Source organism: Bartonella sp. AP88XZML (assembly GCF_042195565.1).
Classification (GTDB): Bacteria; Pseudomonadota; Alphaproteobacteria; order Rhizobiales; family Rhizobiaceae; genus Bartonella.
In genome coordinates, this window is record NZ_JBHIOQ010000018.1 from 35378 (window position 1) to 60944 (window position 25567).

Genomic DNA, 25567 nt, shown 5'->3' on the forward strand with positions numbered 1-25567 from the left:
ATCCAAATATAAGTGTTGCAGATTAACTACATTTTGTAAAGAATGATATTCTTTCTTTCATTATTTTAATATTGTTATTTTTACCAATATACACAACTTAAAATTGCCATTTTCATGTAACACAATCTCAATTTGAAAAGACTTCTGTCTCTTTACGAAGAAGAGCTTGAGAGTGAACAGATCCACGATCAAGGCTTTTAAAGCAAACAAACGAGAAGAATTAAACTGTCATCAAATGACAGCACTCTTTAGTTTGTTAGAGGCAATGGAATGTCGACATATGAACAAATATTATTTGTTAAAGAGAGGTAAAATGACAGATAATAGATTCCAAAACATCATTTTTATCGTGACCATGCTGCTTTTTACGGCAGTTTTTGTATCTGATCTTTCTTATGCTGCTTCTACTACTGGTGGAGGTGGTCTGGGAAATCTTGATGGTGTTTTAGGCAACATTGTCACAATGATGACGGGTCCAACGGCAAGGCTCATTGCAATTATATGTGTTGCTGCTGTGGGGATTGGCTGGATGTACGGCTTTATTGATTTACGCAAAGCAGCTTACTGTGTTCTGGGGATTGCTATTGTTTTTGGTGCCCCTGCTCTCGTCACTAAATTAGCGGGCACAACATAAATGAACGAAGATACTCTTTTCCTTGCCTGTACGCGCCCGGCCATGTTTGCTGGTGTTACAATGGAAGCGATGGCGCTTAATGTCATGGCAACATCCATTCTTTTCATTTTAACCAGTGATTTTACCATGTTTGGTCTTGGGATTGGGATGCACTTTATTTTGCGAGAAGTGACAAAGTACGATCACAACCAATTTCGCGTATTATTTGCATGGCTCAATACCCGAGGAAAACAAAAAAACCTCAACAGATGGGGAGGAGGTTCAACCTCCCCTTTACGCCTTATCCGCACTTATAAGGAACTAAGCTGAAGGAACGAAACTGGTGAAACAGATGTCAATAATGAAACGGGAAACTTTGCCTGAAGAATATATTCCCTATATACGCTACATCAACCAACATGTCGTTGCTTTAAATTCACGCTGTTTAATGGTTGTGATGGCTGTTGAGGGTATAAATTTTGACACTGCGGATATTGATCAATTAAATTCTTTACACAACCAATTAAACACCCTTTTTAAAAATATCGCAGACGAACGGCTTGCTTTATATTCTCACATCATCCGCCGCCGTGAAACGATATACCCAGAAGGTCATTTTCTTTCATCTTTTGCAACAACATTAGATGAAAAATATAAAAAGAAAATGGTTTCGCAAGAACTGTATAGAAATGATCTATTTATTTCACTGCTTTGGAATCCGGCCGCGGATAAAACAGAAAAGCTGGTTTCATTTTTTCAGCGCTTGAGCAAAGCCAAGAAAACACAATCTGAGCCCGATGAGGAAGCTATTCGTAAACTCGAAGAGTTAAGTCAAGATCTTATGCAAGGTTTGGAAGAGTATGAAGTCCGTCTACTATCAATCTATGAACATGAAGGACTTTTATTTGCCGAACAAAGTGAATTTCTCCACCAGCTAGTGGGGGGAAGACGTGAGCGTATTCCTCTCACATTTGGAACTATTGCTTCAACAATTTACTCGGATCGTGTTATTTTTGGGAAAGAAATTATCGAAATTCGCCATGAAAGCAATGAACGCTTTGTGGGCATGTTTGGATGGAAAGAGTATCCTTCTAAAACACGCCCAGGTATGACTGATGGTCTGCTTACGGTGCCATTTGAATTCATCTTAACACAATCCTTTGTTTTTAAAAGTAAGGCAGCCGCCAGTGCGATTATGAGCCGCAAACAAAATCAAATGATCAATGCAGCTGACCGTGCTAGCTCACAAATCGATGCACTGGATGAAGCGCTAGATGATTTAGAATCAAACCGTTTTGTTTTGGGAGAACACCACATTTCTTTAGCTGTTTTTGCTGATCATCCTAAAATATTGTCTGAAAACTTATCAAAAGCACGTTCCCATTTAACCAATGGAGGAGCCGTGATTGCCAGAGAAGATTTAGGATTGGAAGCAGCATGGTGGGCACAACTTCCTGGAAACTTTAGCTATCGTGCGCGTTCAGGCGCCATTACCAGCAGAAATTTTGCCGCTTTATCGCCCTTCCATTCTTTCCCTGTTGGCAAACTGAACGATAATGTTTGGGGAGCTGCTGTCGCATTGCTAAAAACACAGGCTGGTTCACCTTACTATTTTAATTTTCATTATGGCGATCTTGGAAACACATTTGTTTGTGGTCCATCAGGATCTGGTAAAACAGTGATTGTTAATTTTCTTCTTGCACAATTACAAAAACACAATCCAACAATGGTTTTTTTTGATAAAGATCAAGGAGCAGAGATTTTTGTACGGGCTGGAGGAGGGAAATACAAACCTTTAAAAAATGGGCAACCCACGGGTATTGCTCCCTTAAAGGGCATGGAATACACCGAAAAAAATAAAATATTTCTTCGTAATTGGATCTTAAAGCTGGTAACCGCTGAAGGGCAAATCGTAACGGAAGAAGAGCGACAAGATATCGCCAAAGCCATCGATTCCTTAGAAAACTTACCCCCAACCCAGCGCTCTCTTGGTGCCCTTCAACTGTTTTTTGACAACACATCCAAAGAAGGGATTGCCATACGGCTGCAACGCTGGATTAGAGGCAATGATTTAGGATGGGTTTTTGATAATGACCAAGATGATCTCAATTTAAATGCGCAGTTCATTGGCTATGACATGACCGATTTCTTAGATAATGAAGAAATTCGACGCCCCTTAATGATGTATCTCTTTCACCGCATTCTTGATTTGATTGATGGGCGGCGCATCATTATCGTCGTTGATGAATTCTGGAAAGCTTTAGAAGATGATTCATTTAAAGCTTTTGCGCAAGATCGGCTAAAAACAATTCGTAAACAAAATGGCATGATGCTCTTTGCAACACAAAGTCCTAAAGATGCTTTGAACTCAACAATCGCGCACACAATCATTGAGCAATGCCCCACCCAAATATTTTTTCCAAATCAAAAAGCAAATTACAATGATTATGTCGAAGCTTTCAAACTTACTGAGCGTGAATTTGAACTGATCCAATCAGAGTTAAGCAGAGAATCCCGTCGTTTTCTCATCAAACAAGGACAAAGTTCCGTCGTTGCAGAACTTAACTTACGTGGAATGAATGATGAGATCGCCGTTTTAAGCGGCACAACAAAAAACATTGAACTCATGAATGAAATTATCAACGAATATGGAGCTGCCCCTGACAAATGGCTGCCCATATTTTATCAAAGGAGAAAAAATCAATGAAAAAATATGGCTTAGTTACACTGTTATCTTTTTCTTTTATTTCTCATGCAATAGCGCAAACAACACCCGATGTAGATGAATATTATAAACAAGCACTCGAGAACACACAAAAATTAAATACTGCAAAATCTGAAACAGCTGAAAGCATTTATAAAAGTGCAACTGATACTGCAAAAAAAATTAAAGACATAAGTCAAGAACTTGAAAATATTAAATCAAAACCAGAAACAAAACCAGAAGAATTGCAAGCCCTTCGACAAGAGATTCAAGTAAAACTTTCTCTTCTTCAAGCAGGTCTTCAAGTAAGTTCTTTAAAACTTCAGTCTCTTGATATGATTCAAGCAAGAGATACGAAAACAAAAGATGAGCTACGTGAAGAAAAGGAACAACAAAAGCATAAATATCTTGAGGCACAATTAAAAGAAAAAGAAAAGAAATTAAAAGAAAAACTTGAAAGTACGAGTACAAATGTCAGACTTTAGTTTTTCTCCCTTTGAAAGCGTTTCTGGGTATATTTTAAAACCCCTCGATAATGTGATGGACACAACGGTGAGTGGGCTGTCTTCTGCTATTTCAGCGCCCTTAAATCTCGCCGCAATCATTTTTATCTTTCTTTATGGCTATAATGTTATGACAGGTCGCGTTGCGCTTTCCATGCATAGTCTTCTCAATAATGTTGTTAAAATCGTTGTTGTTACAACAATGGCAACGAATGCGGATACATTTAATACTTATGTCAAGGATATTTTCTTCAATGATTTATCCAATGCTATTGGGAATGCGCTTAACAGTAATCCTGCAAGCTCCAATGTTTTTGATTATATTTTGTTAAAGGCAAGTTCGCGTTATCAAGAAGTCTTATACAATGCTTGGTTTTTTGAAAAGATCATTGTAGGTCTTCTTGGTTCTATCATGCTTCTCGCGGTTATTCTTTTTTGTATAGGTGGTTTTATTGTGCAAATGTTTGCACAAGTTGCACTCGTCATGATTATAGGTCTTGGTCCTCTATTTATTAGTTTGTATTTGTTCAATGCAACGCGAAAATACTCCGATGCATGGATTACAACTTTGATCAATTTTACCATTTTACAAGTTCTCGTAATCATGCTTGGAACCATTATATGTCAAGTTATCCTACAGGTTCTCAAAGTTTCATATGAATCAATTTACGTTCTTTTTCCCCCTGTCATCGTCATTTCGATCATAGGAGTTATTATCTTCCGTGCGCTTCCTGGTATTGCAACAGCGCTGGCCTCTGGCGGACCATACTTTAACGCTGGTGTCTCTTCAGGAGGACAGATTTTTACAATGCTTTCCAATGGTGCAAGAGCGAGTGGCAATGCAGTAAAAAGTGCCACTTCACAAATCTCAGGAGCTGCCGGTAACGCTGTTAGAAGTGCGGCAGGGGCAGCAGCAAAAGCAGGTAAATCTGGAGGCGGTCGTGGTCGATTTTAAGATAAATCACCTCTTTAAAAGAATAAGCATTTTTGTTTTTGCCTTGTGTGCGCCCTTTGGCGCACACGCCATGATCCTGTTCCAAATAAGATCTAACATCTTGGGTCTAACAACAAAACCAATCAAAATCTTGCATCACATAAACTTGTAAAAATGTTCAGAACAAAGGCTCTCATGCATTGTATTCCAAGATATTTGTGAGTTCAAAAAATGAAACGAAAAATAACTTTTGTTATGGTCCTAACAATCGCTCTTACTGGTTGTGCCTCTTTGAGTGTCCCTAAAAAACCACCACGCTGTAATGGCAAACATACACGTGCTTTAAATAAAGATAAGTGGAATTGGGACAATAAAAACATTGTCTACCCAGAAAAGAGCGTAAAGCCTGTTACCACTCCCATCATTCTCAATACTTTGGAAAGTGAAAAAATAACAGCCAATTCAGCTTTATTAAAGCCGGTTATTCATGAAGCACGATCTGATAAAACTGTGGAGGTTATGCGTGAAAAGTGATGCCCTTGAAGAATATATAAAAGAAGCGCGCTCATTTGACATTGATCGCATGCATAGCATGCGCGTGCGGATGAAAATCTCCATGGCTTTAACAGTGCTTTTTGGATTGATGACAATTGCGCTGGCTTTAGCTGTCGCAGCTTTGACGCCTTTGAAAACGGTAGAACCTTTTGTTATCCGCGTTGATAACTCAACAGGCATTATTGATACTGTAAGCGCCCTAAAAGAATCCCCTAACGACTATGATGAAGCGATAACGCGTTATTTTGCCAGCCAATACGTTCGCGCTCGTGAAGGTTTTCAAGCATCAGAAGCAGAAAACAATTTTCGCTTAATCTCTCTTTTATCTTCTCCAAAAGAACAAAACCGTTTTGCAAAATGGTACGCGGGCAATAATCCAGAAAGTCCGCAAAATATTTATCATAACATGATTGCTACGGTCACAATCAAATCAATTTCTTTTATAAGCAAAGATCTTATCCAAGTTCGTTACTATAAAACGATCAGAGACTTGAATGAAAAAGAAAATATTTCCCATTGGATTTCAATCTTAAATTTTTCCTACGTGAACGCACACATTTCAACGTCTGATCGTCTTATCAACCCTCTTGGTTTTCAAGTATCGGAATATAGATCTGATCCAGAGGTGATAAAATGATCAGACTTTTACAAACAATCTTTTTAATTTTTACGATCACTGTCAGCTTTCACACAGTTCTCTCACTTGCAGAAACAGCGCCTGTCAGTGCACGTAAAGATAACCGCATCAGATTTGTCAATTATGACCCCTACAACGTCGTACAAATCATTGGCTCCATTCGCTCTTCGGTTCAACTAGAATTTGCCGTTGATGAAGAAGTAACCTATGTAGGAATTGGAAATTCGGTTGCTTGGCAAGTTGCACCGGCTGGACACTTTGTTTTTCTCAAACCACGTGAAGTCCAGCCTGTGACAAATTTACAAATTGTCACAAGCCGCCAAGATGGAACACAACGCTCTTATCAATTCGAGCTACAAGTCCGTGAAGGCGATGTTTCAGCCGGCAATGAGACGTATTTCTTAGTAAAGTTTCGTTATCCAGAAGATGAAGCCTTACGTAAGAAATTAGCCGAAGCAGAAAGAGAAAAACAACGTGAAGAAAACTTTGTCAATGATATTTTAAATATCCATGAAGATTTTGGACCACGCAATTGGGCTTATGAAGCTCAAGGCTCATCCCTTATTGAACCTGCTTCTGTCTATGATAATGGGAAAACAACAACCTTTACCTTTTTAGGCAACATTGAAATCCCTGCCATTTACATTGTATCGCCTGATGGGCAAGAAGCGCTTATTCCCAAATCGATTAAAGGCAACAAGGTTATTGTTCATGCAACAGCTGCACAATTCACGCTACGACGTGGGAATGAAGTATTGTGCATCTTTAACAAAAGGTTCGTACCAAAAGGAATTAATCCTGAAACAGGTACGACATCACCATCTGTACAACGTAAAGTGAACCTAGGAAGCAGCCATGAATAACACCGTGGATGAAAAAAGCATTAATGATCGCGATACAATAAAAAATGCTCAAGGGAAAAGTCAACAGAACAATGTGGGGAAAGCTATTGCTCTTATTATTCTTTTCAGTGTCTGTCTTTATTTAGCCTATTCAACACTTGTTACAGACAAAAAGCAACCAATTGAATCTTCAAAAGAAGGAAAAGTTATAAAACAAACAGAGCTTTTTCATCCTGCAAAGCCTACCCCTCCCCCCTTTGAACAGCCTCAACGAAATAACGCTCTATTACCAAAAGTCGAGCTACCAACACCAAACATCAATCAATTAAATTCTGATGACTCACTGCTGGAGGCAGCACAACGTGCTCCTGTATTAGCTTATGCAAGTACACAACAAGGCAAAATAGATTCACAAACAAATAATGGTGCTTTGCCTCACCAACTTGAAAGTAAACCTGATGAAACGACACAACGTTTTAATCATCTTCTCAAACCCACAGTGCTTGAAGGTATTCGTGCTTCAACCCTTGGCAATCGAAACTACATCATCGCGATGGGAACTTCTATTCCTTGTATTTTAGAAACAGCCATCAACAGTGATCAACAAGGTTTTGCCAGTTGTATCATCTCCAGAGATATCTTATCAGACAATGGTCGTGTTGTGCTTCTTGATAAAGGCACCCAAATTGTTGGTGAATATCGCGCCGGATTGAAAAAAGGCCAAACACGTCTCTTTGTACTATGGAATAGAGCAAAAACCCCTAATGGTATCATTATATCCTTAGCTTCACCGGCAACGGATGCTTTAGGGCGTTCTGGTATGGATGGAGATATTGATAACCATTGGCTCGAGAGGATTGGGTCTGCGCTTCTTGTCTCACTAATAAAAGATGCAACACACTATGCCAATAAACGTTTATCAAAAAAACAGGAAAAAGAAGAAACTGAAACAATTTCTTCAGGACAAAACATCGCAAACATTCTCGTAGAAAATTACGCCAATATTCCTCCAACATTATCCAAAAACCAAGGGGAAATGGTGAATATCTTTGTCGCCCGCGATTTAGATTTTTCCAGCGTTTATAAATTGAAAGTCATCGAAAACAAAAAACAGATTCTCAATCGAGCTGTTTCAAGAAACTTTTACAAAAATTCGGCGGTAACTTTAGAATGAACTCAAACTTACATACCATGAGCGATGAAACCGTTGCGATTGTTCTCACAAAACTTGAACCCATCAGTGCTTTTTTGAAAGATGAGAGACTCTTTGAAATTGTTATCAATCGTCCCTATCAAGTCATGACTGAAGGATTTGATGGATGGAAAACAATAGAAGCACCGGGGCTCTCTTTTAATGAGCTTATGGGGATTGCGAAAGTTGTAGCATCCTATTCCAAGCAAAACATATCGGATAAAAACCCAATATTATCTGCAACGCTACCAGGCAATGAGCGTATTCAAATTGTCATTCCACCCGCTGTCGAAAAAGACACGATTAGTATGACAATTCGCAAACCGTCATCGCAGAGTTTTTCTCTCGAAGAGCTCGCCAAGAAAGGCCTCTTCTCGTTATGTGAACAGGTCTCTTTCACATCCTTGAATGACTATCATTCTCGTTTTAACGAACTCAAAATCATCGAGCATAATTTAGCCAATGCCTACTGTAATAAAGACTTTGTCTCTTTTTTAAATCAAGCTGTAGAATGCCAGAAAAATATTTTAATTGCGGGAAAAACCGGTTCGGGTAAAACAACATTATCAAAAGCATTAATCGCCAAAATCCCTCAAGAAGAGCGTATTATCACCATTGAAGACACGCAAGAATTGGTGATACCACACCCTAACCATGTCTCAATGTTCTATTCAAAAGATGGACAAGGCTTAGCCTCCGTTGGCCCCAAAGAGTTACTTGAATCATCTTTACGGATGCGTCCTGATCGTATTCTTTTGCAAGAACTTCGAGATGGTACAGCCTTTTATTATATCCGCAATGTCAATTCAGGCCATCCAGGTTCCATTACGACGGTTCACGCATCAACAGCACTTGCAGCCTTTGAGCAGATGACCCTTTTGGTCAAAGAAAGTGAAGGCGGTGGTGATTTAGAGCGTGATGATATTCGAGGACTGTTGATTTCAATGATTGATATCATCATCCAATGCAAACGGATTGAAGGAAAATTTAAGGTCACAGAAATTTATTACGATCCCTTCAAACAACGAAACATCTTTGGAGGTGACTAAAAGAAGATCACACCGGCTGCCAAAGGCTCTTTTAAAGCAACAATTGCAAATAAGAGAAAAAATGCATGAAAACCAACGAAACAGAAAATAGAGAAAATCTTTTATCGATGACAGAAGAAGAATTAAAAAAACGCCGTGAAGCCGTTGAAGCAGCCATCAGCACCCATGCGATAGAGGGAATAGCGCTTCATCCTACAACACTCAAAATTTTAGAAGAATACGCAAAGGGAAATATTTCACTCGAGGAATTTAACACTCTTATGGACAACGTAAAATTATAAGGAAGCTACGATGCCAAAAGCAAAAGCAAAGACAAAAAATATACAGATAGTTTCTCCCCATCATTATGTTTACCCAAACACCACAACACTCAAAAATAAATATGGAATAAAAGACTTAAAATCCTTTCTGGAGAAATGCTCACATGATACAGCAGAAGCAATGGTTAATTTGCGTGAAGCCCCCTTACCAGAAAAGTTTGATAGCTCCTATCTATGCTCTATTCATCACCACTTATTTAAAAATACCTTTGAATGGGCTGGATATATGCGCCATCTCCCCTTTACATTTGAAGATGGCACCATAGCCGCCATGCCCGAAATGAAAAGAACAGGATGGGAAAATCCTTTTGCACTCGGCGATGAAATCCAAGACGGTTTACAAAAATTAGATCAAACGCTTGCCGAAAAAGATAATTTGCAAGGCTTAACGCGTGAGAAATTTAACGCTGAAGCAATAAGCTTATTTAACGCCCTTAACCAACTTCATCCTTTTAGAGAAGGCAATGGACGTACACAACGGGTCTTTTTTGAAAAGCTTGCTCAAGCAGCAGGGCATCAGCTTGACTTTTCACTTGTTACAAAAGAACGCATGATGCTCGCCAGTGTTGCTGTAGCAGAAAATGGTGATCTAGAACCAATGCAACATCTGTTTGAAGATATCTCTAATCCCAATAAAATACTTCTTTTAAAGGAATTCATGAGCAACATGAAAGAACTTGGGCGCAATGTTAATGATCGTCCTGTTATGGTTGCAAAAGAAGGTGAAACTTACACGGGCACCTATAGGGGTGCTGGTTATGATAGCTTTGCTTTCAATGTGAAAGGCGCTTACATCATCGGCAATAAAGAACAACTCACACCAGAACAACTCAAAACATTAAAACCCGGTGATAGATTTACTTTTACCGTTCCCAAAACAAAAGCGCTTGAAAGCATTCTCATTCCAGAAGAAAGATTAGCCCCTTTGACAGAAAATGAAACGGCCCAAATGGTTGCAGAAGATTCTTGTGTCCACGCAAGCCTAAAACAGGTCCAGCAATTGTCAAAAATTGTTTATGGTAGTACAAAAACATTAGACAAACAGATGGAAGAAATCATCAAAAATCCAAACTTAGGCCAACCGCTCGCCAACCAGATTGAAAGAGCACCGCACTCTATTTCTCATCTTGCCGGTTTCAGTTTATGTGGACTACAAAATCAGGCACGTGCAAACGCTAAAAATCATCTTGAGATGCTCTGTACTGCCGTTGTAAATTTTGCCCATGCAGTGAGACATGCTGAAAAGGAAATTACGCAAGAACATGCAACAGAACAAAGTCGCCTTGCAAAAATGGTAGAAATGCCAAGTCAAAGCTTGCAAAACCTCTTCGCCTTGCCAAAAGAATTACAACAAGAAGCTTTAGCAAAAAATCCTTTATGTCAAAAAGAGCTCAGCAACTTTGTAAAAAAGATCAACACCCGTCTCTCACCAAATGAACATAAAGCAGTTCAAAATAATGATTATGAAACATTGGCTCAAAGCATTGGTGTATCAGAAAATAAAGCCAAACAAATTACACAAATTATTAAGCAAACCAAAGAAGTACACCAGCAAGCACAAGTATGCACAATGCACCGTTCCAAAGCATTCGCTATGGCCTGCTAAGAATAGACAAAACCTTCCTCCTTAATGAGAAAGGCTCATAAGCGAAAACTGTTTGGCGTTATCTGCACCTTTGCAAAAAGAGATGAGAGTTCATATCACACACCTAGAAAAGAGCATTTCGCAACATATTCTGACAGAATTGAAAGTAAAATACAATGAAATATACCAAAACACAAATGGTACTCATTTTAACACCGATCGCTTTAGGTGCTTTAACGATATTCCTTGTCCCTCATTTTTTATTGTTTATAACAAATGGACTAAAAAGCGATCAAATTTATTGGACTCTTCGTTCTGAGCCTTTATTAGTCTTAGCACTAACGGCTGCTGTTTCATTGTTGTATAGTCTCTCGCAAAAACTACACCTGCGTAAAATGATCACTTTTGTCTCCGTTGTCTTTTTTGGAACAACCGCTCTTTACTATATTGGTGGTGAAATAAAACGTTTAAGTCCCTATGTTGGCCAACAAGGAATAACATGGGGCTATGCTCTTCAATTCATGGACCCCATGGTTGTTTTTGGCATCATCATTGGTGTTTTTTTTTCCATCATTCAATTCGTAACAACCCTTCCCCCTAAAAGTAAGGTCAAGCGTGCAAAAAAAGGTATTTTTGGTGAGGCCGCTTGGATGAATTTAAGAGAAGCAGCAAAAATCTTTCCTGCCAATGGGCAAATTGTTGTGGGTGAAAGATACCGTGTCGATCAAGATAATGTGTGCAACATTCCCTTTGCACCTGGCAATAAAACAACATGGGGAAAGGGTGGAACAGCCCCTTTGCTAACCTTTAATCTTGATTTTGGTTCAACTCATATGATCTTTTTTGCTGGTTCTGGTGGCTATAAAACAACAAGTACAGTAGTTCCCACGTGTTTAACCTATCCAGGGTCTATTATTTGTCTTGATCCTTCAACAGAAGTTGCCCCAATGGTCAAATTTGCGCGTCAAAAAATGGGAAATAGAAATGTCATTGTTCTCGATCCCAACTCATTGTTAACAAAAAACTTTAATGTCATCGATTGGCTTTTAGATGACAGCGTACCACGCACACAACGCGAAGCAAATATTGTAAGCTTTTCAAAGTTGCTTCTTACAGATAAAAAATCAGATAATTCTTCAGCGGAATATTTCTCAACACAAGCCCATAATCTATTAACGGCTCTTCTTGCTCATGTTGTATTTTCTGATGAATATGAAGACAGCGAGCGCAATTTAAAAACATTGCGTGGTATTCTCTCTCAATCAGAAACAGCTGTTGTTAATCAATTACGCATGATTCAAGAAACAACACCTTCTCCTTTTATTCGTGAAATGGTTGGTATTTTTACAGAAATGGCAGAGCAAACCTTTTCAGGGGTTTATACCACCGCCTCAAAAGACACCCAATGGCTTTCTTTATCCAATTATGCAGATCTTGTCTGCGGAGATGATTTTTTTTCCTCAGATATTACCAATGGCAATACAGATGTTTTTCTCAATCTCCCCGCAAGCATTTTAAACAGTTATCCAGCTATTGGACGTGTGATTATTGGCGCCTTTCTCAATGCCATGGTTACAGCAGACGGTAACTATAAAAAGCGTGTTTTATTTGTCTTAGATGAAGTTGATCTTTTAGGCTATATGAATATTTTAGAAGAAGCCCGCGACCGTGGACGTAAATACGGTACATCCTTGATGCTCTTCTATCAATCCTCTGGCCAGTTGGTCAACCACTTTGGAGAAGCAGGAGCACGTTCATGGTTTGAAAGTTGTTCCTTTGTCAGCTATGCTGCCATTAAAGATCTCCAAACTGCCAAAGACATTTCAGAACGCTGTGGCCAAATGACCGTTGAAGTAACCGGAACAAACAAATCAAGAGGTTTATCTTTAGGAAAGAGTTCATACAACGTCAATTACCAACAAAGAGCCCTGATTTTACCCCACGAAGTTATTCAAGAAATGCGTCAAGATGAACAAATTATTCTGATGCAAGGACAACCCCCTTTACGTTGTGGTCGAGCGATCTATTTTAGAAGAAAAGAAATGTTAGCCGCAGCTGCAAAAAACCGCTTTGCTCCACAAAAGAAAAACTAAAAAACACCCTCTAATGGAGGCAATGCATCAAAACAAAAACAACAAAGGATAAAAGCAGAGATTCTATCTCATAAAAGCCTATAAAGAAGGAATTCCCGCTTGATACAACAAGAAAAATATGGGGAAAAGTCTTTAAATGATGGTATTATGCCTGTGCTTACCAATGCCAATTTTCTTTATAAAGCACTCTCCTCATCTCCAAATAATAAATACCAATCATATCTATGCCTTGAGAATCCTATCAGGAAACTTTTGAAGGCACCGCTTTTATAGGGAAATTTTTCTACAAAAAAATTAAAAGACAATATGCATGAAAACAACCCAAATGAACCATTCTCTCTCAGTAAAAGAAAAAAATGCCAAGATAAAGATTGATACACTCAAAAACACCTACGAATTTGAGGGATTTTTTCCTCACCCAAGTCTCAACATCTCAAAACAATATGCGTGGGGGATTTTCAAACAAAAAGTTTAACACACTCTCATAGATAATGTAACATTATAAGGAATGTAACAATGCCCAAAGCAAAAGAAAAAACAAAAGGGATTCCCTCACCCCATAATTATATCTATCTTGGTACCCAAATTCTCAAAAATAGATATGGAGAAACAGATTTAAAACGTTTTCTGGAAAAATGCTCACATGATAGGCAAAAAGCCATGATCAATCTGCGTGCAGAACCCCTGCCAGAATATTTTAATTCAACTTATCTATGCCATATCCACCAACAATTGTTTAAAAATACCTTTGTATGGGCTGGACATCTGCGCCATATCCCCTTCGCATTTACAGACGATAGCATTGCCGCCATGCCAGAAATGAAAAGAATGGAATGGGGCAATAATTTTGCAACCGGTGAAGAAATCCCTGAACTCTTACAAAAATTAGATCAAACGCTTGCCGAAAAAGACAATTTGCAAGGCTTAACACGCGAAGAATTTGTCAAGGAAGCAACGAGTCTATTTTATTCTCTTCACAAAATCCACCCATTCATAGATGGCAATGAGCACACAGAACAAGTCTTTTTTGAAAATCTTGCCAAAGCTGCAGGACATCAGCTTGACTTTTCGCTTGTCACACAAAAACGTATGATGGCTGCCTGTAGCGAAGCAATGCAATATAGCAATACACAACTGTTGAAAGATCTTTTTGAGGATATCTCCAATCCCCCCAAAATACGTCTTTTAAAAGAATTTATGGACCACGTAAACAATACGGGACGCAACGTGGATGATCGCCTTGTTATAGCAACAAAGGCAGGAGAAACCTATATAGGAACTTATAAAGGTTGTTATTCAGAAGGTTTTATACTCGATGTGCAAGGAACTTACATCATTGGTAGCAAAGATGATCTCACACCAGAACGATTAAAAACACTAAAACCTGGTGATATCATTACCTTTACCGCCCCCAACAGCAAAGAGCTTGAAAACACGCTTATTCCAAAAGAAACATTAGCACCTCTCACAAAAAGTGAATGTGCCAAAACAGTTGCGCTAGATAGTTACGTTCTCAAAGCTCAAAAGCAAGTCCGAGCTTACACAAAAACTGTTTATGGTGACGCAAACGTATTAAACGAACAGATAGAAGAGATTATTAAAAATCCAGAATTAGGCAGACAGTTTGCTAATCAGATTAAACAGGCACCGCACTCTGTTTCTCCTCTTGCAGGTTTTAGTATATGCGGTCTACAAAATCCGGCACGTGTACACGCTCGAAATTATCTTGATGTGCTCTCTCTTGCAATTGAGAATTATGTGTATACTGTAGAAGCTACCTATAATATAGTCACTCGAGACCATAAAATTAAACAAGAACGCCTTGGAAAAGCGGTAGAGAATCCCAGTCAAAACTTGAAAAATATTTTTGCTTTATCACCGGAAAAACAAAGAGAAATCTTGTCTCAATCTCCTCAATTACACCAAGAGCTCCGTACTTTTATAAACAGTTTAGAACATCGTCTCTCATCAAACGAATGTAGTGCGATCACAAACAAAGATTATGAAACACTTGCACAAAGTATTGGTATATCAGAACAGAAAGCACGAGAAATTACCGACATTGTTCAAAAAGCAAGGAACGCTCATAGCCAATTCTACACACGCACACAAAATCGTTCAAATACACTTGCTATGGCCAACTAAAAAATATGAAACTTTGTTTTTTTGATTTAAACACCTATGTGGAAGAGATATTTTAATATTCTTATCATACATGCAAAAAACAGACTACTTAAGCGCCCTACCACCAATTTTGCACATAGCATATACACCATATCCAAAGCAATTGGACAGGATAATTGTTAATTCCTTTTAAACGTCATGATTACTACTGACGAAAGCTACAAAAGCCTATTTTATTTGTCTTAGATGGAGTCGATTTTCGTGGTTATATGAATATTTTAAAAAGAGCACTCATTTTACCCCACGAAGTTATTCGAGAAATGCGTCAAGATGAACAAATTATTCTGATGCAAGGCTCCCCTTCGCAATGTGGTTGCGCCATCTATTTCAGAAGGAAAGAAATGTTAGCCGCAGCTACAAAAAACCACTTTACCCCACAAAAGAAAAACTACCCTCCATGATACGATATTGACAAAAAATAACCGCCCGCATACAAGAAAAACAGGTTCAAAAAATCCATGATTTTTCTTTTTATATTTTCTGTTTTATATTTTGTGCATCGTTTTATCAGCTTTATCAGCGCCCATGGTCTTTAAAAAGTCTTTATAAAAACGCCCATACACCCAACCAATAGCGACACTAATATCTCCACTTGGAAAAGGAACCCATTTCTACAAAGTTTTTCATCTATAATTTATATAATAAATTGATTTATAAATGATAATTTATATTTTTTTGTTAAATAAGAGACTAAATAGCGTAAGATTCTCTCATCTTAAATCTGTTCCATGTCGTGTTGCATCAATCAAAACTCTGTCGCCTGCATGTCACAAGCGAGAGCCTCATGTAGAGTAAAACTGTACAAGAAAGGCATACCTTTTTATGAACCGTCTCTAAGTCCCAAGGTCTTGTCCGAAACATTAGGCACTCAAAGTATCTGAGGATACTGGCTTCTTTATGAAGCGTAAAAATGGGAAAGCTCAATAGATTTTATACACTTCATGGGAGGCTTTAACGTTGTACCATTTATGAGCACCGTCGCCAAATGGGTGTGTTAAAAGATGTCTCTTTAAAACAAGCCCGTGAATTAGCACCCCAATGGTATTCTGTTTTACGTCAAGGGCATTCCTCCATTAAAGAACATAATCAACAAAAGATTTGCCTTTGAGACAAGAAGCTCTCAAAACACCCACACGACAAACATCGATTTTCTCCCTCCCCCCCAAAAAACATCCAAGATATACACCAAAATGAATAAATCATTCTTATACAAGCTTTTCCCCCTTTACGATATCATAAAGTGTTCTATTTTAATGATAAAGCGCTGAAAAAGGCTTTTCTCCCCAACCAAAGAAAAGTTTTTATTCTCTTATGGGTCTTAAATCTTAAAGCAGCGCATACAATAAGAGCAACAACACAAAGTAAAAAACATTTTGTTGCAAAAATACACAAAAAAGATGTTCGTATGGCAAGATATTCATATGGAGCAATAAAAAAATATAATGGAGAAAAATTTTTGATGACTGCTTTTGCCCATAGATTCACCAATCTGAGAGCTGTGTATGAAAAGTACCAGCACCATCCACTAACCAAGAGCGATTACACCCGCTATATCCACGCCCCTCATCAAAGCGCTCTTGCAAACAACTTTGTTAAAGGAAAAAACAACAATTTTAAGCAACATTTTTCTTTTTGACCTCTTCCTTACACCTCAAAAAACGAAGATTTTACCCAGAGTCAATTTATAGAAAATCCATTTTCTGACCACTCATGGGCTTCATATCAGCGCCCTAAATACCAGCATTTTACAGTACAAGATAATAAACAAAGGAAACATCAGAAAAGCTTTTCAAAAGCATCACAAAACGATTGATACAACATCCATACACTGAAGGGAAAAGCACTCCCTCTCATAACACCCAAAATCTCAAAAGAATACGCGAAGGGGAATTTTTCACATGCAGCGTTTAAGACGCTCATCAACCACCACCCTACCTACTTAGGAGAGATTACATGTTAGAGCAAAATTATCTATATAAAGGAACCAAAACACTCAAAAATAAATATGGCATCAAAGACCCTAAAAAACTGTATCAACGCAGTACCCATGACGTCACTAAAGCAGCCGTAAATTTTCGCCATGAACCACCCCCACAAAAATTTGATGCTTCCTATCTAAAACTAATCCACTGGAGCCTCTTCTACAAAACTTTTGAATGGGCTGGAAAAACCCGTGATACATCCTTTACATTTGAAGATGGCACCACTGCCCATATGCCGGCGATGCGTCCCAAAGCCTATGAAATTCCTTTTGCTATTGGACCGCAGATTCAAAAAGAACTAAAACAACTCGAAAAAACACTTAATGAAAAGAACAATTTAAAAGGTTTATTGCGCCAAGAATTTGCTGAAAGTGCCGCTGAAGTTTTTATGGCGCTCGAGCACGCACATCCTTTTAGAAAAGGCAATGGGCGCGTAAATCGAATGTTTATGGAAAAACTTGGACAAGCCGCAGGATATACCATTGACTTTTCTTTCATTACAAAAGAACGGATGACAGCAGCTTGTATTGAAGCTATGCAACATGGCAATCCCCAACCGATGAAAGATCTTTTTGAAGATATCACCCATCCGCAAAAATCCCTTGTTTTAAAAGAGTTCATCTCCCAAATGAGAAACGCTGGACTGGATGAAATTAACGATCGTGTTGTTGTTGCAGCAAAGGAAGATGTAACCTATGAAGGCGTCTTTAGAGGTTTTTCAGCAGAAGGTTTTGTCATGGAAATAGAAGGGGCTTTCGTCGTCGGACACAAAGATGATCTCACCCCAGAACTCGTCAAAACATTACAAAACGGTGCCCGCTTCTGCTTTCAAAAAACCAACGTTCAAAGCTTAAAAGAAACACTGATCCCAAAAGAAACTTTAGCCCCTCTTACCCATGAAGAGTTATTCACAAGGATTTCAAATGACGCTTATGTTGAAGGGAGCCGAAAAGAAATCGAAAATTTATCAAAGACTGTTTATGGTAAAACCCAGGCCTTAAAGACAACATTAGATATCATAACGGCAGCTCCAAACTTAGGAAATCAGTTTGCCGATGAAACTTTACAAAACCCTCAATCAATTTCTAAATTTGCTGGGAGTAAAATACTTGGCATGAAAAGTTCAAATCGCAGACAAGCCGAACAGGCTGTTCCACAACTCAGCCAAGCCCTTAAAAATTATGGCGCAATAACACAACAAACAAAAGATGCAATTCTAGAGCAACACCAAAGAGAACAAAATCGCCTGAACCACACTGTCGAAAAACCTGGAAAAAATTTACAAAACCTTTTTGCCTTACCAGAAGAACAACAAAGGGAAGCTTTATTCCATTCTCGTTCACTGCGACAAGAACTCCATACCTTTTCACGACAACTACACAATCGTCTATCCTCAGAAGATCGTAAAGCCATACAAGAAAAAGATTATACCAGACTAGCTTGCCTCCTTGGGACATCGGAAAGCAAAGCAAAAGAAATTGCGAATACTGTAAAGAACACCCAAGAAGCACAATGCCAAGCTCGCAGCTTGAAAGTTAGTCGTTCCTCATCGCTGGCTCTTACCGGCTAAAAACGCGTGAACTTTTGCCTTCCAACAGAACTCTTTATACCAATCATTTTATCTCCATTACGCCCACCAATTGTTTTAAAATGTTACAAAAGATAGTCCTAAAAATGAATCCTGTAATCTACTATAACTTATTGATAATATTTCATAAAAAAACTGTATAAAAGACATAAATGTCCATTACATATCAATATGGATAGCGCGAAGTCTTTGGAGACCATTCAGTTTGATATTCTTCTTTTGTCTTAAAAAATATCAAAAAGTGGGAAATGCGCCAAAGAGGTTTTCTAAAAATATTGAAAGGAAACAGCCATGAAAAAAAGTCACCCAAGCCCTTCTACCAATGTAGAGGAACTAAGACAACAAATTGACCAACAAAACCTAGAAGCTTCTAATGTAGAAGACCTCTACGCAAAGGTTAATAAACCACCTAAAGAACAGCGCACCTCACCTCAATATACACTTCAACAACCACCAGAAACGGTTTATGCTCCCAAAAAGCCACTTGACCAACAAAACCTAGGAGCTTCTAATGTAGGAGACCTCTACGCAAGGGTTAATAAGCCACCCAAAGAACAGCGCACCTCACCTCAATATACACTTCAACAACCATCAGAAACGGCCTATGCTCCCCAAAAGCCACTAGGAAATCCCTATGATAGACTTGGTGAAAGACCAAGTGATGGGCGACGCACCGCCAAACTCGTAAACCCCTATTCAATAACGGATTTGGCAGCACAAGGTTGGCAAACACCCTACGACACAGTTGGTGAAGGTGCACAGGGTGGACGACATCCCCAAGAACCAGAACATCTCTATGCAGAGCTTGAAGTTGGTGAAAATGGTAGGCACTCTCCCCAAAGACCACTCGAATCCGTCTATGCAACGGTTGGCATGGGAGCTGAAGGCGGGCAAGAATCTGAACAACTAGAAAATCCCATCTATCAAGGCGTTGGCGGAGGCAGAATCTCCCCTCCCAGAACCCCAAAAGATGTGGTTACAACAAAGCTTTTAACAAGCGTAGACTTTCAATATGGTGTAAGAGAAACGCAAGAATGGTGCAGAGTTGTTTATGGTAACGAACATGCTTTGAATCAACAACTGGCTAAGATTCTTGACGACCCTCAAAATGCAGAAAAAGTCTTATGGAGCCTTGCAGAAAATCCTGAAAGCGCTGGTAAGCTTGCAGGTCACAAAATACTTGGTGTAAAATCTCTAAGCCGCAGAGAAGCTGAAGATGGTTTTCGTCCTCTTTGCTCAGCTCTTGAGAGACATATACATAATACACAAAAGCTCCATAAAAAGTTTACACGGGAGCATGAAAGAGAAAGAGGTCAAAGACAAGAAAGTCCAGAAAGAGATACAGAAGACAGACATTACCACCATCATCATCGTCATGCAAGAGGACAAGAACAAAATAGTCCAGAGCCCAGCCCACAACAACAAAGACATGAAGAAAAAGGAATGGCTTTTGCCATGTAAGGGGAGCATAAACATAAAAACAGATAGTTTTTGTTTTTCATGTAATCTTTTTTTCAGTGAGTTTCTTGGTGCAAATCATTTTATCGTGATTGCACCAAGAATTGTTTTAAAATATTACAAAAAATAGTCCTAAAAATGGATTCTGTAATTTATTATAACTTATTGATAATATTTCATAAAAAAACTGTATAAAAGACATAAATGTTCATTACATATCAATATGAATAGCGCAAAATCTTTGGAGGTCATTCGGTTGGATATCTTCCTTTATATCAAAGTTATCAAAACTAAAAGTGGGGAATGCACCAAAGAGGTTTTCTAAAAATATTGAAAGGAAATATGTATGAAAAAACATCATCCACATCCTTCTGCAAATCCAGAAGCCCTCTATGCAAAAATTAATAAACCAACTAGAGGAAACCAGCGCGGACCAACCCCAGAAGAGGAAGTTCTATACGCATCCGTTAGCAGTGTTTCTCCTTCAAGAGGGAGACATCCTGATCGGGGAAGAGAAAATCCTGAAACCGATTACACAGAGGTTGCTCCCCCAAAACGCGAAGCTGAGGTTACATACGCATCCGTTAGCAGTATTTCTCCTTCAAGAGGTAAACATCAAAGGACAGAAAATCCTGAAACTGACTATACAGAGGTTTCTCCACAACAAAAAGGAAGATCATCTTCACCTTCTCTCACAACTGATCAAAAGAGTGTAATGCTTTTAAAAAATCCACAGGTCCAAGCACGTGCAGAAGAGGTCATACATTGGAGTAAAATTGTTTATGGCAATGATACAATTTTCCAAAAACATTTGCAAAGCATACTTACAGATCCCAATAAAGGAAAAGAGCTTTCAGATCAACTTGCTGAAGATCCTGAGTCTATACATAAGCTTGCGGGCCGTACCGCACTTGGACTAAAAAGTCAAACACGCAAAGAAGCTGAAGAGGGTTTTAAATCGCTTGTTGACGCCATTGATGATTATACAAAGGCTGTAGAAAGAGCCACAGAGAGGCTATCGCAAACCCCTCTAGCGGAACAAAGACGCCGTCAAGAAAATTCTCAGCAAGTTGAGAGACACCATCATCATCATCGTCATCACGCAAGAGGACAAGAACAAAATAGTTCAGAGCACAGCCCTCAAAGACAAAGACAAGGAGAAAAAGGAATGGCTTTTGCCATGTAAGGGGGCATAAACATAAAAACAGATAGTTTTTGTTTTTCATGTAATCTTTTTTTCAGTGAGTTTCTTGGCGCAAATCGTTTCATCGCGATTGCGCCAAGAATTGTTTTAGAATGTTACAAAAAATAGTCCTAAAAATGGTGCCTGTAATTCACGATAACTATTGATAACTTATTGATAATATTTCACAAAAAAACTGTATAAAAGACACAAATGTCCATTAAGCTGATTGCAAATAGCGCAGATCTTTGGAAGCTCATTCAGCTCGATATTTCTTTTGTCTCAAAGCGATCCAAGCATAAAAGGCAAGAATGCACCAAAGAGGTTTTCTAAAACAATTTTTGAAAGGAAACATGCATGAAAAAAAAACACCCTCATCCTTTTCCATCCTCTTCAATACAAGAACTTATAAAGCTCTATGAACAAGCGGCGGCAGAAGTCTCAGGCGCAGCCCCCCTTCCTAAAGAAACACCTTCAAAAAGCAAAAGACTATCATCCATACCGGAAGAAGATGAGGAAAGACAATCTCTTTTAAGAGAAGAAACTGTACATGCATCAACAAATCGAACAGCCTCGTTAACAAGAGGCGGCTCTACCAAAAGGCAGCAAAAACCTGAAACGACACACTCAACAGTTACTTCACAAATTACCCAAAGGACAACAAGAGTTCTCTCAGAGGAAGAAATCATTCTATTTCTTCCACACCATTCATTGGTTAAAACATATCGAGAGGAAATCCAACATTTATCCGCAAAAGCCTATGGCAATCCAAATATTTTGCAAGAAAAAATGCAGGAAATTCAAAAAAATCCTGCTGCAGGAGAGGAGCTCTCATGGCGCATGGCAGCATATCCTGAAAGTCTTGCTAAACTTTCCGGCACCAGCATGTTGGGCTTTAAAAATCGAGCACGTAGACGAGCGGAAGAGAGTTATTCCGCTCTCAGTGTCACTGTTGATTGTTATACAGAAGCTGTAAAACAGGCAAGAGAGAGCCTCGTACAATCTCCAGAGCAAGAACTCAAAAACTATGAACGCTTCATGGGGAAGGAAGCCGTCGCTAAACTTCTGCAAAAACCAAATCATCGTGAAAAAGAAACTCTTTCAGAGACAGAAATTTCTACCCAAATTCAACAACATTCAAAAGTCAAAAGACACCTCGCCCAAATCCAATATTGGTGTAAAGTTGTTTTTGGGAACGAAAACATTTTGCAATCACAAACAGAAGAGCTTTTCCAAAACCCTGAAACAATAGAAGCACTCGCACAGCAACTTGTCGGAAATCCTCAATCTTTTCACAAGTACGCTGGTCATAACTTTTGTGGCTTTAAAAATAAAGCACGCAGACATGCTGAAACGGGTCTTTCTCACCTCATTGACGCCGCTGACAATTATGCAACAGCTGTAACACAAGTAAGAGAGAGCCTTTCAAAAACTCAGCAGGCAAAACAAGAACACAATGAAGCACCTTCTGACAGAGCGCAAAATTTGCATCAACAACAAAGCGTCTCACAGTCTGCTCAACGCGTTGAGCTTTCAACAGTAACGCATGAAGGAGCAACAACCTCTACTCAACAAAGAGAAACAGATGTTCGTCCTCGCAAAACTGCCGCCCCAAAAGCGATGGCTTTTGCCAGCTAAACAGACATAAGTTTTCACGTTGAATCTAACGTCTTGGCGCAACACAGGAAAGAGGTATTTGCGCCAAGAAAGAGAGAAAAATTGAAACAAAATTTATTTTTCTGTCCCTTAACCCAAACACTGAGAAAATAATCTTTAGAGAATGATTATGATCTGAACCATAAGAGTCAAATCGTGCGAGACCATTCAGTTTCATATCCTCTCTCATAAAAGCAAATGAAAAAGCATAAAACAGAATAAAAACCAACGTACATTTTTAAATAGTATTTAAAAACAATATTGGAAGAGTTTGAAAGGAACATGTATGAAAAAAAGAAATCCCTCCCCTTTTATCACCGAAATGATGGAAAAATTTCAACAACAGGCTGAACAATCCCCTACCAGAACCCCTCCTTCCCAAGTTTCTCAAAGTTTGCCAAAAGCAACTGTAGAAAAACGCCCAGAAAATTTATCCCCCCACCCAAAAGTTGCTCCACCACCACCCCCTCGTATGAAAAGCTCAGTGCAAACCAACACAATGTCTCCTAACGCCAAAAACCAAGAGACGCCTCCCCCACAAAAAAAAGCAGCTCCACCAAAACCTCCGCGTGCAAAAGAGAGGCAACAACATAAACAAACAGTTCAAGAGTCCCCCTTCCTACAGACAAAAGTGGCTCCACCCCCTCCTCCACGCATGAGAGAAAAAACACAAACCGGCACAACAATCTACAACTCAAAAATCCAAGAAAACTCCTCTCCGCACACAAAAGCAGCTCCACAAAGACCTCCACGTGCAAAAGAGAGACAACAACATAAACCGACAGTTCAAGAGTCCCCCCCCCTACAGACAAAAGTGACTCCGCCCCCTCCTCCACGCATGAGAGAAAAAACACAAGCCGACGCAAAAATCCTCAACTCAAAAATCCAAGAACACTCCTCTCCGCACACAAAAGCAGCTCCACAAAGACCTCCACGCGCAAAAGATAAGCAACAAAACAAAACAACAGCTCAAGAGGGAGAACATCTCTATGCAACGCCTGCTCCGCCCCTTCCCCCACGCATGAGAGAAAGAGTACAAAATGGCACAAAAATCCAAAATCCTGAAACACACGAACCAAGTGTTAGACCCAAAACACTATCACATATGAAAGTCAGGCAGCAAAGCAGTTCATCATCACAAGACAGTGGAACATATGCCGTCCCGCCTTCAAGAAAACCGCACCGTATAGAAAACAGAAAACAAAGCGATACTGTCGTCCAAAAGCCTGCCTCTCCACACACAGCAATTGAACAACCAAAACCGTCTCACGAACAAAAACCATCTATTAATACAATGGAAAGAGAGCTATTGCTCGTAGCATATCAAGAAGAGATACGATTTTTGTGCAAAAAGGTTTATGGCGACCGACTTATTTTAGAAGAAAAAATAGCAGAAATCAAAGAAAACCCCGATATGGGAGAACAACTCTTATGGGATGTTACAGAACAGCCTAAGTCTATTTCTAAGCTTGCTGGTAGAAAAGTTCTTGGCATAAAAAATCATGCGCGCAAACAAGCTGAAGAAGCTCTTCCCACCCTATGTGCTGCCATTAACGGTTATGTGTATACTTCAAAATATACAAAAAGTGAAAATATTTTACAAGGTTCTCACACGGAACAACAACATCAGCGACAAGCACAAGAGGAAGAGCTAACAAATCAACATTTACAAAATCCGCTCAATTCAGAAAAGAAAATACAGCCTCTCTCAAATGAGGAAATTGCCCGCAGAGTTCAAAAAGATCCATCGGTTCAATATGGTCAAAGAGAGATCCAATATTGGTGCCAAATTGTTTATAAGGATCCATTTATTTTGCAATATAGAATAGAAGATATGCAAAAAATTCCAGAGATGGGAGAAGAGCTTGTATTTCAAATTGAAAAGGATTGTACATCTGTTTCTCCGCTTGCTGGTAGACAAGTCCTTGGCATAAAAAATGGAGCACGCAAAGCTGCTGAAGAAAATCTTCCTACTCTTTGTACCGCCATTAAGGATTATGCTGAAACTGTAAAACAGTTAAGAGAAGGCATTGTGCAAAACCATCAGGAAGAACAACAAAAACGTCATCAACCACCTACCGATCTCGATAAAAAGTTGCAACAGCAGCAAAGCTTATCGCAGCCCCCAAAGCTGCCTGAACGCTCAACAGCAAAGCGGCATCAAGAAGTTGCAGAAACTTCTAGACAGGAAGACCAGCCGCATGTTCGACCGCACAGAGCCGAAACATCAAAAGCAATGGCTTTGTCGTGACAGTCTAATCATCGTTGGCTTTTCATCCAAAACTTTGGTGCAATTATCTTGCCAAGATTGCACCAAAGACGGTGTATGAAATACAGAAAATTTTGAATAAGACACCCCATTATTTTACAGAATTCATTGATAAAATTTCACGATAATACTTTATAAAAATTACAAACTTTAACTTTGTTCCATGCGAATAAGGTCAATTTTTTCAATCATTCAAATAGGCATTCTTCTTTGAAGAAAA

19 protein-coding genes and 2 pseudogenes are annotated in these 25567 nt (G+C 39.0%); all 21 read left to right on the top strand.

The features are described from left to right. Positions 1-313: 313 nt before the first annotated feature. The 21 genes and pseudogenes from ACFIK2_RS01460 (at position 314) to ACFIK2_RS01560 (ending at position 25329) form a co-directional block, all read left to right on the top strand. The gene (locus tag ACFIK2_RS01460; protein WP_375634396.1) at positions 314-634 is read left to right on the top strand and encodes a TrbC/VirB2 family protein; all 321 of its coding nucleotides are present in this window, start codon (positions 314-316) and stop codon (positions 632-634) included. Continuing rightward, complete coding sequence (locus tag ACFIK2_RS01465; RefSeq protein WP_212112790.1) at positions 635-943, top strand: type IV secretion system protein VirB3; 309 nt, start codon at positions 635-637, stop codon at positions 941-943. Between the two features lie 22 nt (positions 944-965). After that, positions 966-3320, top strand: a complete 2355-nt coding sequence (locus ACFIK2_RS01470; protein WP_375634398.1) for a VirB4 family type IV secretion/conjugal transfer ATPase — start codon at positions 966-968, stop codon at positions 3318-3320. After that, the gene (locus tag ACFIK2_RS01475) at positions 3317-3802 is read left to right on the top strand and encodes a type IV secretion system protein VirB5 (RefSeq protein WP_375634362.1); all 486 of its coding nucleotides are present in this window, start codon (positions 3317-3319) and stop codon (positions 3800-3802) included. The genes ACFIK2_RS01470 and ACFIK2_RS01475 overlap by 4 nt, the downstream gene beginning before the upstream one ends. Continuing rightward, on the top strand, positions 3789-4775 hold the full coding sequence (locus ACFIK2_RS01480; protein WP_375610597.1) for a type IV secretion system protein: 987 nt from the start codon (positions 3789-3791) through the stop codon (positions 4773-4775). The genes ACFIK2_RS01475 and ACFIK2_RS01480 overlap by 14 nt, the downstream gene beginning before the upstream one ends. A gap of 210 nt (positions 4776-4985) precedes the next feature. After that, the gene (locus ACFIK2_RS01485) at positions 4986-5288 is read left to right on the top strand and encodes a type IV secretion system protein VirB7 (RefSeq protein WP_375634364.1); all 303 of its coding nucleotides are present in this window, start codon (positions 4986-4988) and stop codon (positions 5286-5288) included. Next, positions 5242-5946 (top strand): virB8 family protein, encoded by a 705-nt coding sequence (locus ACFIK2_RS01490; RefSeq protein ID WP_375618279.1) that lies wholly within the window; start codon positions 5242-5244, stop codon positions 5944-5946. The genes ACFIK2_RS01485 and ACFIK2_RS01490 overlap by 47 nt, the downstream gene beginning before the upstream one ends. After that, positions 5943-6809 (top strand): P-type conjugative transfer protein VirB9, encoded by an 867-nt coding sequence (gene virB9 / locus ACFIK2_RS01495; RefSeq protein WP_375676824.1) that lies wholly within the window; start codon positions 5943-5945, stop codon positions 6807-6809. Before ACFIK2_RS01490 ends, virB9 begins: the two co-directional genes overlap by 4 nt. Further along, the gene (virB10, locus tag ACFIK2_RS01500; RefSeq protein WP_375676825.1) at positions 6802-7962 is read left to right on the top strand and encodes a type IV secretion system protein VirB10; all 1161 of its coding nucleotides are present in this window, start codon (positions 6802-6804) and stop codon (positions 7960-7962) included. The genes virB9 and virB10 overlap by 8 nt, the downstream gene beginning before the upstream one ends. Further along, entirely contained in the window at positions 7959-9029 is a 1071-nt protein-coding gene (gene virB11 / locus ACFIK2_RS01505; RefSeq protein ID WP_375676826.1) for a P-type DNA transfer ATPase VirB11, read from the top strand. Before virB10 ends, virB11 begins: the two co-directional genes overlap by 4 nt. Positions 9030-9094: 65 nt before the next feature. Further along, entirely contained in the window at positions 9095-9310 is a 216-nt protein-coding gene (locus ACFIK2_RS01510; RefSeq protein ID WP_375610603.1) for an antitoxin VbhA family protein, read from the top strand. A 10-nt stretch (positions 9311-9320) separates the two neighbouring features. Continuing rightward, the gene (locus ACFIK2_RS01515; RefSeq protein ID WP_375634368.1) at positions 9321-10955 is read left to right on the top strand and encodes a BID domain-containing T4SS effector; all 1635 of its coding nucleotides are present in this window, start codon (positions 9321-9323) and stop codon (positions 10953-10955) included. A gap of 155 nt (positions 10956-11110) precedes the next feature. Further along, positions 11111-13027, top strand: coding sequence for a Ti-type conjugative transfer system protein TraG (gene traG / locus ACFIK2_RS01520; RefSeq protein ID WP_375634755.1), 1917 nt, complete (start codon positions 11111-11113; stop codon positions 13025-13027). 516 nt (positions 13028-13543) lie between these two features. Next, complete coding sequence (locus ACFIK2_RS01525) at positions 13544-15172, top strand: BID domain-containing T4SS effector (protein WP_375676827.1); 1629 nt, start codon at positions 13544-13546, stop codon at positions 15170-15172. Positions 15173-15420: 248 nt separating this feature from the next. After that, a pseudogene (locus ACFIK2_RS01530) lies at positions 15421-15612 on the top strand (type IV secretory system conjugative DNA transfer family protein); the annotation flags it as partial. Between the two features lie 575 nt (positions 15613-16187). After that, a pseudogene (locus tag ACFIK2_RS01535) lies at positions 16188-16307 on the top strand (integrase); the annotation flags it as partial. A gap of 857 nt (positions 16308-17164) precedes the next feature. Next, a complete protein-coding gene (locus ACFIK2_RS01540; RefSeq protein ID WP_375676828.1) occupies positions 17165-18763 on the top strand; it encodes a BID domain-containing T4SS effector in 1599 nt (532 codons plus the stop codon). Between the two features lie 309 nt (positions 18764-19072). Then, positions 19073-20242, top strand: a complete 1170-nt coding sequence (locus ACFIK2_RS01545) for a BID domain-containing T4SS effector (RefSeq protein ID WP_375676829.1) — start codon at positions 19073-19075, stop codon at positions 20240-20242. A 343-nt stretch (positions 20243-20585) separates the two neighbouring features. After that, positions 20586-21425, top strand: coding sequence for a BID domain-containing T4SS effector (locus tag ACFIK2_RS01550; RefSeq protein WP_375676830.1), 840 nt, complete (start codon positions 20586-20588; stop codon positions 21423-21425). Between the two features lie 354 nt (positions 21426-21779). Then, on the top strand, positions 21780-23060 hold the full coding sequence (locus ACFIK2_RS01555) for a BID domain-containing T4SS effector (RefSeq protein WP_375676831.1): 1281 nt from the start codon (positions 21780-21782) through the stop codon (positions 23058-23060). Between the two features lie 304 nt (positions 23061-23364). Then, on the top strand, positions 23365-25329 hold the full coding sequence (locus ACFIK2_RS01560) for a BID domain-containing T4SS effector (RefSeq protein ID WP_375636863.1): 1965 nt from the start codon (positions 23365-23367) through the stop codon (positions 25327-25329). Positions 25330-25567: the final 238 nt, after the last annotated feature.

Coding starts and splice junctions, on each gene's coding strand:
- ACFIK2_RS01490 (WP_375618279.1), top strand. CDS start 5,242: ATGAAGCACGATCTGATAAAACTGTGGAGGTTATGCGTGAAAAGTGAT.
- ACFIK2_RS01515 (WP_375634368.1), top strand. CDS start 9,321: ATGCCAAAAGCAAAAGCAAAGACAAAAAATATACAGATAGTTTCTCCC.
- virB11 (WP_375676826.1), top strand. CDS start 7,959: ATGAACTCAAACTTACATACCATGAGCGATGAAACCGTTGCGATTGTT.
- virB10 (WP_375676825.1), top strand. CDS start 6,802: ATGAATAACACCGTGGATGAAAAAAGCATTAATGATCGCGATACAATA.
- virB9 (WP_375676824.1), top strand. CDS start 5,943: ATGATCAGACTTTTACAAACAATCTTTTTAATTTTTACGATCACTGTC.
- ACFIK2_RS01525 (WP_375676827.1), top strand. CDS start 13,544: ATGCCCAAAGCAAAAGAAAAAACAAAAGGGATTCCCTCACCCCATAAT.
- ACFIK2_RS01560 (WP_375636863.1), top strand. CDS start 23,365: ATGAAAAAAAGAAATCCCTCCCCTTTTATCACCGAAATGATGGAAAAA.
- ACFIK2_RS01465 (WP_212112790.1), top strand. CDS start 635: ATGAACGAAGATACTCTTTTCCTTGCCTGTACGCGCCCGGCCATGTTT.
- ACFIK2_RS01550 (WP_375676830.1), top strand. CDS start 20,586: ATGAAAAAACATCATCCACATCCTTCTGCAAATCCAGAAGCCCTCTAT.
- ACFIK2_RS01470 (WP_375634398.1), top strand. CDS start 966: ATGTCAATAATGAAACGGGAAACTTTGCCTGAAGAATATATTCCCTAT.
- ACFIK2_RS01545 (WP_375676829.1), top strand. CDS start 19,073: ATGAAAAAAAGTCACCCAAGCCCTTCTACCAATGTAGAGGAACTAAGA.
- ACFIK2_RS01480 (WP_375610597.1), top strand. CDS start 3,789: ATGTCAGACTTTAGTTTTTCTCCCTTTGAAAGCGTTTCTGGGTATATT.
- traG (WP_375634755.1), top strand. CDS start 11,111: ATGAAATATACCAAAACACAAATGGTACTCATTTTAACACCGATCGCT.
- ACFIK2_RS01460 (WP_375634396.1), top strand. CDS start 314: ATGACAGATAATAGATTCCAAAACATCATTTTTATCGTGACCATGCTG.
- ACFIK2_RS01485 (WP_375634364.1), top strand. CDS start 4,986: ATGAAACGAAAAATAACTTTTGTTATGGTCCTAACAATCGCTCTTACT.
- ACFIK2_RS01555 (WP_375676831.1), top strand. CDS start 21,780: ATGAAAAAAAAACACCCTCATCCTTTTCCATCCTCTTCAATACAAGAA.
- ACFIK2_RS01475 (WP_375634362.1), top strand. CDS start 3,317: ATGAAAAAATATGGCTTAGTTACACTGTTATCTTTTTCTTTTATTTCT.
- ACFIK2_RS01510 (WP_375610603.1), top strand. CDS start 9,095: ATGAAAACCAACGAAACAGAAAATAGAGAAAATCTTTTATCGATGACA.
- ACFIK2_RS01540 (WP_375676828.1), top strand. CDS start 17,165: ATGTTAGAGCAAAATTATCTATATAAAGGAACCAAAACACTCAAAAAT.